The sequence below is a fragment of the Lentibacillus kapialis genome (assembly GCF_014646635.1).
GTDB classification, from domain to species: domain Bacteria; phylum Bacillota; class Bacilli; order Bacillales; family Amphibacillaceae; genus Lentibacillus; species Lentibacillus kapialis.
On record NZ_BMNQ01000020.1, the window covers coordinates 38,611 to 48,480 of the forward strand.

The window sequence follows — 9,870 nt, forward strand, 5'->3', positions numbered from 1 at the left end:
CTAGCCCAATATCGCCCTGTCACTTTCAAAGTCGTTTCCGCGTTTATTCTGAAATTCCTTCATTAAATCTTCAATCGTCAGCTTCTGTTTCTCATGGTTGGGCACATCAAAAATGATTTCACCATTATCCATCATAAAAGTCTGTCCCCCAAATCAAGAGCTTGCTGCATATTGTGTGTCACCATAAGCGCTGTCAAGCCGAATTTTGCCACCACATCACGGGTAATATCAATGATCAATTCGACTCTTGTATTTCAACATATTGTCAGTCATGCATCCCAGATTACTATGCATTAAAGCAATGGTAGCTAAAATATTATGAATAATACTACACCAATTCCATACATGGCGTCAATAAGAAATTAAATATAGAGGGAAGGAAAATCCTAAGTTCTCCTTCCCGCAAACAGTAATATTTACAAATACATTCCAATTGAGAACTTTAAACTTATCCGCCGCTGACAGGGGGGATAAATGCAACGGTATCACCATCTGTTAACTTTACATCGTCGTGAGAATAATCTTCATTAACTGCCGTCATAGCACTATCCAAATCGACCAAGTCATACGATGATTTTAACTTTGCTTTTAATTCGTTTATGGACAAGCCACCTGCTTCCACATTTATTTTCCCGCTGCCGGCGGCTTCTTGCAGTTCTGCAAAAAAAAGGACATCAACCATCACACATTTCCTCCTCTAAAGGAATTTTCTTCTCATACGATTTCTTTTCTTTCTGATCGCCGATCCATTTTGTACCGTCTTCCCAGTGTTCTTTTTTCCAAATCGGCACAATCTCTTTAATCCGTTCGATGGCATAACGGCTTGCTTCGAACGCATCCGCACGGTGTGGAGTCGATACAGCGATAACGACTGCTATATCCGTAAGTTCCAGCCTGCCGATCCGGTGGACAATTACCGTATCGGTATCTCCCCATCTTTCCTGAATTTCATCGCCGATCTGCCTGAGTTTTTTTTCAGCCATCGGTATATAGGACTGATATTCAAGGAATAAAGTTCGCTTCCCCCTTGTAAACTCACGGACCGTGCCGATAAAGGTGTTCACTGCTCCCGCTTCATTCCGTACAACTTTTTCAATACAGTCGTTTGGATTAATCGGTTCCTCTGTTATCCGGAATTTATTAGTCATCAAAAGTCCCTTCTTATATAATCAGCTAGTGCTGAAATGTCTTTATGCAAATGATTCATATCAAAGACGGGATATTCCTGATTTTCCAGCCATTTCATATCCCATGTTCCTATGGCTATTATATTTGAAATTTCCCGCAAAAGCGATACTTCCGCTTCATTTTTTATTAATACAATCTTGCGATAATGCGCTTTTTTATAACCTTCAATTAACAGTAAGTCAAGTGGAAACTTCTCATAAAGGTTAACTAATGTTTCTAGTTCGAAAGGCATCTGAAGTGTCAGTTGCGTCTGTTCCTCACCCTGGACACCGCTCATAAGCGATCCGGATTCAAGATGCTTGCTGCTGTCGCTGCCTCTAACCTTATCCGGCTCGCCGCCATGACCATGATGTTTCAAAGAAGCGACTTTCAGATTTTGTGCTGAAAAATAGTGTATGAGCTGGTTCATAAGCGTTGTTTTCCCCGTATTTTTATATCCTGCAATCTGACAAATTTGCATAAAAAGGCTCCATTCTTAAAACGCTCTATTTCAAACGGATCCTACTCGCGGCTTTAGACCTTTTCGAATCTTTATATTTTTGAAGTTATAAAAAAAGGCCGATTCACGAGAGATGAATCAACCATTTAATTGACGCTGTTAATCAGGAATACCGAGAGCGATTTTGGCATAACGTGACATTTTATCTTTGCCCCATGGCGGATCCCAGACGATATTCACATCTACTTGTTCGACTTCCGGAATATCTGAAAGGGCACGCTTAACATCCTGTTCGATATGACCTGCCAGCGGACACCCCATTGCCGTCAGTGTCATAGTAACGGTACAGGCGCCTTGATCGTCAAGGTCAGCACCATATACTAGCCCAAGGTTGACAATGTCAATACCGAGCTCTGGATCAATGACGTTCTCAAGTGCACCCATAATATTTTCTTCGAGAGCTGCTTCCATGACAATCCCTCCTTCAATGCTCATAGTCTTATTTAAACATATTCCTGCCTATTTTTAAATGATTTAAATCACACTTTTAGCCTTTACGAGAGCATGTTTCTTATAAGTATGTTTTAAACCATTTCACCGTTTCCAGAACGGCATAACGACTTACCTTATGATCCCGGTTGTCTTCTTTGATAAAGCGGATTTTATTCTGATCAGAATAATGATGTCTCGCGAGTTCATAAAAGGTATAGGAATGATCAAATGGCACAATTGCATCATTTTCACCATGCCAGAATAGAACCGGTCGTTCCTTCAGTTTATCAGCCTGCTTTGACAAATCATACTGCTCGAGTTGATGATACAAATGTTCAATGACATCATCGGTCACTGGCAGATTACCCATTTTCTTAAAGCTATCCACCAGCGTTTTTGCATATGTCGTGATTTTTGGTGAACCCATCAGTATCCCTGCCGTTTTAATCCATGGGTATTGGGTGAGTGCAGCAGCGGTTGTGATACCGCCCATACTTGTACCGGCAACGCCAAAACGTCCATTAAGGATAATCCCTTGTGCATTGAGTTCGTCTCGAATATCCTTTAATTCCTCTACATTTTGCATCACAATATCCCAGAATGATATTTGCTTTTTCATGCGGGATATTTCTTTTTCACGCTCACCATGATACATACTATCGGGGAGAATAACCCGAAAACCTTCTTCAGCAAGCAAATATGCAAGTGGCAAATTATGTTCTTTTGCACTGGTGAAACCGTGGAAATATGTAAGTGTCGGCAGTACTGCGTTTTCTTTTGTATGATCTGTAATGACGAGACAAGGTATTGAAGCAATCGTATTGTGAGATACGCCAATCATAAATGAGCTTCCCTTCCTGTGAACTTAATACTACGGTTTATCATAATATGAACTTTTTATAAATTGCAAACGAATACTTTACATATGCTATTATCCCTTATAGACTATAGAGAATACGAGGTGAAAATATATGGATAGCAAACATCTAATTGCATTGGATCTGGATGGAACATTATTAACCGATGATAAACAAATCAGTATGCGTAACCGTGAGATACTTAAGAAAGCAATCAACGATGGTCATATCGTGGTTATTGCCACTGGAAGACCTCACCGTGCCAGCATCGATTATTACCGCACACTTGAACTCAATACACCGATGGTTAATTTCAATGGTGCTCTCATCCATCATCCGACAGACAACAAATGGGATGTGCTGCACAACCCGATGCCTGTTAGAACAGCCCACCGGATTGTTAATGTCTGTTATGACTTAAAAGTCCATAACATCCTGGCAGAGGTGATGGATACCGTTTACATGGATCAATATGATGAAAAAATCCTTGAAATTTTTCAGGCAACCCGCCAGGATTCACCTTTCACGATCGGGAGCCTTAAAAATAAACTTCAGGACAATCCGACTTCATTGCTGATCCATCCGAAAGAAGACAATATCCACACATTAAGACAGCATTTGGACGATTACCACGCTGAACTGATTGAGCACCGTAAATGGGGTGCGCCATGGAATATTATTGAGATTGTCAAAAAAGGGCTGAACAAAGCCGTCGGATTGAAGAAGATCGCTCATTATTATCATATCCCGGAAGAGCGGATTATTGCATTCGGGGATGAGGATAATGACTTGGAAATGATTGATTATGCAGGAGTCGGCGTTGCTATGGGCAACGCGATCGATGAACTTAAAGCCGTTGCCAAACATGTTACAGACTCCAACGAAAATGATGGAATCAGCATGTTCCTGGAGGACTATTTAAAACTTCAATCCAAGGTGATTTAAAATCCGTTCCATGATGTTCCGAACTTTTGAAATAACTGTGTAAAAATTTCCTTTCATATTTGGCCTGCAACAGGCCAAACTAGAAGTGAACGCATCAAAGCGTTCACTTTCTTATATGTTTTGATGACTTCTTGCACGGAACTCTTGCCGTTTGCACAAGGCTTACTCCATAGGGGGAATTGCCGATGGGAAAGAACAGCAAGTCAAGACGGTTCACTCAGCATAGTGTTGATGCCGTTAAAAAACACGATGAAGTGTTTCCGTACAAAACCCGTTTTTCAGAAGTAAGGCGCAATCAGGAAGACACTGACAGCCAAACATTAGGAGGGGTTTAACATGGCTCAGCAGCAAAATAATTTGATGCAGCGCGCTAAAAATGCTGTTAACCAATTAACGAATGCTCAAGGTAATGCAAATCAGCAGGAGCAACAAGCTGCGCAAAACGCTATTCAAGCTGCCAAAAATCAGGCATCAGCCGAAGAACAGCAACAACTTCAGCAGCTTGAACAACAATTGCAACAGAAAAACCAATTGCAATAACCTCCAAGCATCAGTCAAAACCTTGTCAGCATAACATGCAAATGTTAACGATCCACCATTCATTCATATATAATGAAAAGCGGGATTATAACAGGCATGTACAACACCCTTATCCGGATATCCGGATAAGGGTGTTTCCCTTCTCGTTTATTTTCTGTTAAAATAAAGACAAGTATGGATAACGGAGGGAAGAATAATGGGAGTAAGAGCTGAAGCTACGCCAAATCCAAACGCATTGAAATTCACGACTGACAGCCTCATTTTTGAAGGGGACAGCAGTATTTCCGTCATGCCCGGCGATACAAGCGAGCACGATATTTTAAATGATTTGATGGAAGTGAATGGTGTCGATAACGTTTTTGGATATCAGAATTTCATTACCGTTAACAAAGCCTTTGACATGGAATGGGATGAATTGCAGCCAAAAGTGATTGATGTCATGGAAAAATACGGCTATTAAGTCATACATAGCTGAAAGACAGCAATTTTTAGTTGCTGTCTTTTTCTTAACATGCCTTAATCTCGTCTGAACGAACCAAACACACCCGTTGTCTGTACAATATTGGTGAAGGCATTAGGATCCACCTCTCCAATAATCCGTTCAAGATCATAAAGTTCATATCGGGTGACGACCAGATACATCATGCTTTTATCATCCCGGGTATAAGCTCCTTTAGCGGGAAGAATCGTGATACCGCGCACCATTGTATCGTGAATCGCTTTTTGCAGTTCTTCCGGTTTATGTGTAATAATCATGACCGTCACTTTTGCATGCCGTGTATGAAGAGCATCAATGACGCGTGTTGTCACATATAATGTCAGCAATGTATACAACGCATTTTCAGGTTCATATAGAAGACCGGCCATTGCAATGATGATTGAATTCATGGTCAAAAAGTAAATCCCAATCGGCCTGTCCTTCATACGGGATAATACCATCGCCACAATATCCATCCCGCCCGTTGATGCACCATGCCTTAATGTCAAGCCGACACCAGTGCCGCCGAGTACACCGCCGAACACAGCATTTAAAATAATATCTTCCGAAAGTGCCACAACAGGGATAGCCTCCAGGAAAACGGTTGTGACAAGAACTGAAACAACACTATAGATGGTAAATCCTTTTCCAACTTTATACCACCCTAATATCGCCACAGGAATGTTTAATACGAATAAAATAATACCGGTCGATAAACCAATATTCAGAAAGTCGTTAAATATACTGGAAATTAGCTGTGCCGCACCTGTGAATCCGCTTGCATATACATTGGCCGAAATCAGGAATAAATTCAGTGATAAAGCATTTAAAAGGGCACCACATATAACTATAACGATTCGTTTTGCTTCTACTAAAAACATCCTTTTCCTCCTCTTTCGGGCATATGCTATTTCCTACCGCTATTTTTTGACTATTCTTGTAAGCCGATTTAAACTGAAGTAAATAATAATTTCAAGAATGCAGGTGAAAAAATGATGATTAAAATTCTCGCTGATTCTGCATGTGATCTATCCGAAACTCATTATAAAACATATGACATTGAAATGATACCTTTAACCGTTCATCTCGACGGTCAAGAATATAAAGACAGTGTTGACATAAAGCCCAAAACGGTATATAACGCCATGCGGGAAGGAAAAAGTCCCAAAACATCTCAAGTATCGCCACAAGCATTTAAAACTATTTTCACATCATATGCCGAAGCAAATCAACCATTAGTGTATTTTGCCTTCTCTTCAGAACTATCAGGTACATACCAGACTGCCAAAATGATGGAGCAGGAAGTGAAAGAAACTTATCCGGATGCTGAACTCCATGTGGTTGATACAAAATGTGCATCTATCGGGTATGGTCTCGTCATCCTTCGTGCCGCCCAGCTTGCCAAGAATGGCGCCGACAGCAGCGAAATTATTGACACAGCTATCTATCATGCTGAACACATGGAACATATTTTTACTGTCGATGACCTTGAATACCTTTATCGCGGCGGCCGTGTCAGCAAAACAGCTGCATTTGTCGGATCGTTTTTAAAAATAAAACCGGTCCTGCATGTGGAAAATGGCAAACTGGTTCCTCTCGAGAAAATACGCGGATCCAAAAAGCTTTTGAACCGGATGCTGGCTATTATGGAAGAGCGCGGCACCGACTTTTCAAATCAGATCATTGGCATCAGTCATGGTGATGATTTGGAGAAAGCACAGAATATCGCCAACATAATGAAGGAAAAGCTTGCTGTAAAAGAAGTTATGATCGAAATGGTTGGCTCAACAATCGGTGCACATTCCGGTCCCGGTACCCTTGCGATTTTCTTTTTAAACAGCGATTATAAGTAACCGCCGGCACAGTTGACGCCGGCTATTTTAAGAATTTTGCTTTGTGGTGGGATTTTGACATAACCATAATACAACTCTTTGGACATGAATTGTCAGCGACTAAAACGCTTTTCGGAACTAATAAAATAAATGCCATCCGGAGCAAAATTCGCACAAGTCTTATGTAATTCTCGCACTAGGAGCCTTGGACAGAATTAAGATATGCAATACTAAAGGCGAACGATACTCCGTTTTAGCGGAGGAAATATACGTAGACTGCGGGAGAAAAGGCCTCGGTGAGACCTCGCAGTGCGTTAGCACGAGGAGGCTTAACAGCCGCCCTAAGGTGCGCGAAGTATATTTCCGGAGGGGTGTATACGCTCTAGTTAGTTCGGTTTGTTCCTTAATAAAACAACTTTTGTCCAAGGCTCCTAGATTACGGAACTGTCTTTATAGTGGTAGATGTATTTCTTTTTTGGGATTGTAAACCTTAAGCCAATTCTCTGCTTCTTCTTTCATCCAATTCCCAAAGCAGTCTAAGAAGCCTAATATTTCTTCTGAATCTGATAAGGGATTGATTGCGTACCAGAGCGCAGTTCTCATTTCTTGTTGTTTTTCGGGATAATGCTTTGAAAAAAGTTTAAATGCCGGGTATAAATCTCTTGTATACGCTTGTTCTTGAACAATAACAAGCGCAAGGCCAGCTCTAACAATAAGTCTCATAACCCATATACAACAATCCGTAATATCTTCAATGTCGTCATTCCCCTTCAAATCATCCTTAGCCTTATCAATCAGAGATGCCAAATGAAAAAGGTGTTCATTTGCTAAGGAGCTGTCGGGTTTATAATCCGGGAGATTACTTATCAGGTTTTCACCATAAACACAGACACCGTAAGTTTTTAATATAAATGGAAGCATAGAACAGCGCTTTGATTCTTCTGTCTCACTTAAAGAGCAGAATCCCAATTCCACACCTGCTACAAATGGAAACCTTTGATTGATGAATTGTTCAGCTTCCTCTACCCAATCAAGGTCTAGATTTTGAGGATCAGAATAAGTAACAATTATGGCATCTACATCAGATACATTTTCAATACCTAATCCTCTTGGAATAGACCCTCTTATATAAATACTGTGAATCTTCCTCGATAAATTAGAAATACAGCGTTCTTTTATTAATTGAATTACTTCCCAAAATTTATTACTGATCTTATTTGGGTCAGATTGATTTACAATATAACCTTTTTTGTCTACAGAGCATAAAGATCCTATTTCTTTAATTTGAGCCACTTTTTGAAATCCTCATTTCTTTTTAACGTCACCCTTTACGTGTTAATACTTTTTATAGTGGGGTCCCCCTCATAATTCCAAAAAATTAATGTTTAAATTGGCCTTTGATGACTTTACAAACGCCTTGTATTATCGTCATCATCGATTATGAGATTAAATATATCAAGTTCCCCGCCTACACTTTGATATTTTGACGATTGAAGCAAATGTCTGAAATTAATATTAAATGTTCTATGTTCATTCGCATCAAGTTTCAATTGGTGGTCTTTCAGATTAATTAGGTCCGTTACATTGAATCTATTGTGATCATATTTTGAGTCTATCGAAACACGGAAAGTAACGACATCGCTACTATGGTTCACAATAGAGATTTTACAATTACCTTCAACAATACCTGAATCATTTGTATCATATTGACAATTGCTTCCGTCCTGTTGGAATTCTAACGCATAAATCCCATTTGCAAAGCTTGATTGATACACGTTTGCAAACAAGTTAGTGGGTATGAGTATGATCACAAGAAAGAAAACAAAAATCATTTTACCGCTGTATTGTTTAGCCAGAAAAAACAGACCCATGATCAACAATATAATGGACATAATTCCTGTATAATGAAACCCACTATTGTCATTAGACCACGCAGTTAAACCGATTGAACCAAGCAACCGATCGATGGCAGGTTCGCTATATATAAATTCCCACTTGAATAAAAAAGATAAGACGAGCGACACAAACCCTACGATAACCAATGGTCTTGTTTGCCTTTGTTGATCCATCCTTTCACACCCTCCTAATCTTATGAAATCTATTCTCTGATATCCTCTATATAATGGTCTTTATGTGCGATATTAGTGTGATTTCATTAGAATATCGTGTCCGTTTCTGCAACACCGTTAAAAACTTTTCGAGGTGCAGACCCTTTCTCACTACTTTTAACAGCCATAAATGCTGGTACGACAAATGCAAAAAAGTACAACTACCTCTGCAATCACTTCAAATATTAATGATAATGTAATTATCTTCATCCCCCAATATATCAACCAGTATCAATCTTTATTCCAGAATGGTGCCCGCCTGTATAAGAAACAGTCTTTTACATTGTTGAAATTTAATCTTGTCGTTTAGTCCGTAGGTAATAAATATAAAGAGATGGTGCAAGAAAACAAACAAAGACTATTCCTCCCACGAGTATTGAAGTAGCCACAGTAGACACACCACCTGTAAAGAAAACTAAAACTCCAAATCCAATAGCAATAAAAGCACCGATGATGGTCAAAATAATTAATCCCTTTTTTGGGGATTTGTTACTTGATTCATGATCTATACTAATGCTCATGGATAAATATGCAGAAACAACACCTGTAATTAAAAAAACATACCATAATGGATTAGCTGTCATACCATCCATACCTTTAGTGACCAAGTCATATCCCAATATACTAATGATTCCAATGTTTTGAAATAAAAATAAAACCCTGATGTTTTTCAAATTTTTCAATTTCAACCGTTCATCAGTAATCTTTTTCATTATTTCGTTCATTCCCCCTTATCCACCCAGAATAGTTCATCCAATGACTTATGTACGACGTCACAAATCGAAAGACACAATTTTAAAGTGGGATTATATTTTCCTTTTTCGATTAAACTAATCGTTTGACGGGTGATCCCTATTTTTTCAGCTGTAAGCGTCAAATAATCCCCACCTATGTATAGATGGGGATTTCATGTATGCTTTATTTAGATTTATTTGGAACGTGGCATTCCTGTGGTAGCGTTGATGACCATGGCATGAATTGAGCCAATTGT

General features: G+C 39.4%; 16 protein-coding genes. 5 read left to right on the forward strand and 11 right to left on the reverse strand.

Going from position 1 to position 9,870, the window contains the following annotated elements:
- The 6 genes from IEW67_RS18400 to IEW67_RS08895 form a co-directional block, all read right to left on the reverse strand.
- Positions 1–135 carry a hypothetical protein gene (locus IEW67_RS18400; RefSeq protein WP_308430723.1) on the reverse strand — a complete coding sequence of 45 codons (135 nt, stop codon included), beginning with the start codon at positions 133–135 and terminating at the stop codon, positions 1–3.
- Between the two features lie 313 nt (positions 136–448).
- Complete coding sequence (gene moaD / locus IEW67_RS08875; protein ID WP_188632729.1) at positions 449–682, reverse strand: molybdopterin converting factor subunit 1; 234 nt, start codon at positions 680–682, stop codon at positions 449–451.
- Positions 675–1,148, reverse strand: coding sequence for a molybdenum cofactor biosynthesis protein MoaE (locus IEW67_RS08880; RefSeq protein ID WP_188632713.1), 474 nt, complete (start codon positions 1,146–1,148; stop codon positions 675–677). Before IEW67_RS08880 ends, moaD begins: the two co-directional genes overlap by 8 nt.
- Positions 1,148–1,648: a molybdopterin-guanine dinucleotide biosynthesis protein B gene (gene mobB / locus IEW67_RS08885; protein WP_188632714.1), complete on the reverse strand. Its 501-nt coding sequence runs from the start codon at positions 1,646–1,648 to the stop codon at positions 1,148–1,150. The genes IEW67_RS08880 and mobB overlap by 1 nt, the downstream gene beginning before the upstream one ends.
- 138 nt (positions 1,649–1,786) lie before the next feature.
- Positions 1,787–2,098, reverse strand: a complete 312-nt coding sequence (locus IEW67_RS08890) for a metal-sulfur cluster assembly factor (protein WP_188632715.1) — start codon at positions 2,096–2,098, stop codon at positions 1,787–1,789.
- 100 nt (positions 2,099–2,198) lie between these two features.
- Complete coding sequence (locus IEW67_RS08895) at positions 2,199–2,960, reverse strand: alpha/beta fold hydrolase (RefSeq protein ID WP_188632716.1); 762 nt, start codon at positions 2,958–2,960, stop codon at positions 2,199–2,201.
- Between the two features lie 130 nt (positions 2,961–3,090).
- Between IEW67_RS08895 and IEW67_RS08900 the strand changes: the two genes are divergently transcribed.
- From IEW67_RS08900 to IEW67_RS08915, 4 genes are all read left to right on the forward strand, one after another.
- A complete protein-coding gene (locus tag IEW67_RS08900; RefSeq protein ID WP_188632717.1) occupies positions 3,091–3,921 on the forward strand; it encodes a Cof-type HAD-IIB family hydrolase in 831 nt (276 codons plus the stop codon).
- A 185-nt stretch (positions 3,922–4,106) separates the two neighbouring features.
- Entirely contained in the window at positions 4,107–4,256 is a 150-nt protein-coding gene (locus IEW67_RS08905; RefSeq protein WP_188632718.1) for a hypothetical protein, read from the forward strand.
- A gap of 1 nt (position 4,257) precedes the next feature.
- Positions 4,258–4,461, forward strand: coding sequence for a DUF3813 family protein (locus IEW67_RS08910; RefSeq protein WP_188632719.1), 204 nt, complete (start codon positions 4,258–4,260; stop codon positions 4,459–4,461).
- 196 nt (positions 4,462–4,657) lie between these two features.
- Positions 4,658–4,921 (forward strand): NifU N-terminal domain-containing protein, encoded by a 264-nt coding sequence (locus IEW67_RS08915; RefSeq protein WP_188632720.1) that lies wholly within the window; start codon positions 4,658–4,660, stop codon positions 4,919–4,921.
- Positions 4,922–4,977: 56 nt separating this feature from the next.
- Here the strand turns inward: IEW67_RS08915 and IEW67_RS08920 are convergent, their stop codons facing one another.
- A complete protein-coding gene (locus IEW67_RS08920; RefSeq protein WP_188632721.1) occupies positions 4,978–5,820 on the reverse strand; it encodes a YitT family protein in 843 nt (280 codons plus the stop codon).
- A gap of 111 nt (positions 5,821–5,931) precedes the next feature.
- Here IEW67_RS08920 and fakB point away from each other — a divergent pair, with 111 nt between their 5' ends.
- Complete coding sequence (gene fakB, locus IEW67_RS08925; RefSeq protein WP_188632722.1) at positions 5,932–6,792, forward strand: DegV family protein; 861 nt, start codon at positions 5,932–5,934, stop codon at positions 6,790–6,792.
- Between the two features lie 429 nt (positions 6,793–7,221).
- Here the strand turns inward: fakB and IEW67_RS08930 are convergent, their stop codons facing one another.
- The 4 genes from IEW67_RS08930 to IEW67_RS08945 form a co-directional block, all read right to left on the reverse strand.
- A complete protein-coding gene (locus tag IEW67_RS08930) occupies positions 7,222–8,064 on the reverse strand; it encodes a nucleotidyltransferase domain-containing protein (protein WP_188632723.1) in 843 nt (280 codons plus the stop codon).
- Between the two features lie 113 nt (positions 8,065–8,177).
- On the reverse strand, positions 8,178–8,840 hold the full coding sequence (locus IEW67_RS08935; protein ID WP_188632724.1) for a hypothetical protein: 663 nt from the start codon (positions 8,838–8,840) through the stop codon (positions 8,178–8,180).
- A gap of 332 nt (positions 8,841–9,172) precedes the next feature.
- On the reverse strand, positions 9,173–9,604 hold the full coding sequence (locus tag IEW67_RS08940; RefSeq protein ID WP_229671722.1) for a hypothetical protein: 432 nt from the start codon (positions 9,602–9,604) through the stop codon (positions 9,173–9,175).
- Complete coding sequence (locus tag IEW67_RS08945) at positions 9,601–9,771, reverse strand: helix-turn-helix transcriptional regulator (protein ID WP_188632731.1); 171 nt, start codon at positions 9,769–9,771, stop codon at positions 9,601–9,603. Before IEW67_RS08945 ends, IEW67_RS08940 begins: the two co-directional genes overlap by 4 nt.
- Between the last annotated feature and the right edge of the window lie 99 nt (positions 9,772–9,870).

What these genes read in the sequence shown, in the direction of transcription:
- IEW67_RS18400 (WP_308430723.1), bottom strand. Translation starts at nt 135, where the DNA reads ATGATGGATAATGGTGAAATCATTTTTGATGTGCCCAACCATGAGAAA.
- moaD (WP_188632729.1), bottom strand. Translation starts at nt 682, where the DNA reads ATGGTTGATGTCCTTTTTTTTGCAGAACTGCAAGAAGCCGCCGGCAGC.
- IEW67_RS08880 (WP_188632713.1), bottom strand. Translation starts at nt 1,148, where the DNA reads ATGACTAATAAATTCCGGATAACAGAGGAACCGATTAATCCAAACGAC.
- mobB (WP_188632714.1), bottom strand. Translation starts at nt 1,648, where the DNA reads ATGCAAATTTGTCAGATTGCAGGATATAAAAATACGGGGAAAACAACG.
- IEW67_RS08890 (WP_188632715.1), bottom strand. Translation starts at nt 2,098, where the DNA reads ATGGAAGCAGCTCTCGAAGAAAATATTATGGGTGCACTTGAGAACGTC.
- IEW67_RS08895 (WP_188632716.1), bottom strand. Translation starts at nt 2,960, where the DNA reads ATGATTGGCGTATCTCACAATACGATTGCTTCAATACCTTGTCTCGTC.
- IEW67_RS08900 (WP_188632717.1), top strand. Translation starts at nt 3,091, where the DNA reads ATGGATAGCAAACATCTAATTGCATTGGATCTGGATGGAACATTATTA.
- IEW67_RS08905 (WP_188632718.1), top strand. Translation starts at nt 4,107, where the DNA reads ATGGGAAAGAACAGCAAGTCAAGACGGTTCACTCAGCATAGTGTTGAT.
- IEW67_RS08910 (WP_188632719.1), top strand. Translation starts at nt 4,258, where the DNA reads ATGGCTCAGCAGCAAAATAATTTGATGCAGCGCGCTAAAAATGCTGTT.
- IEW67_RS08915 (WP_188632720.1), top strand. Translation starts at nt 4,658, where the DNA reads ATGGGAGTAAGAGCTGAAGCTACGCCAAATCCAAACGCATTGAAATTC.
- IEW67_RS08920 (WP_188632721.1), bottom strand. Translation starts at nt 5,820, where the DNA reads ATGTTTTTAGTAGAAGCAAAACGAATCGTTATAGTTATATGTGGTGCC.
- fakB (WP_188632722.1), top strand. Translation starts at nt 5,932, where the DNA reads ATGATGATTAAAATTCTCGCTGATTCTGCATGTGATCTATCCGAAACT.
- IEW67_RS08935 (WP_188632724.1), bottom strand. Translation starts at nt 8,840, where the DNA reads ATGGATCAACAAAGGCAAACAAGACCATTGGTTATCGTAGGGTTTGTG.
- IEW67_RS08940 (WP_229671722.1), bottom strand. Translation starts at nt 9,604, where the DNA reads ATGAACGAAATAATGAAAAAGATTACTGATGAACGGTTGAAATTGAAA.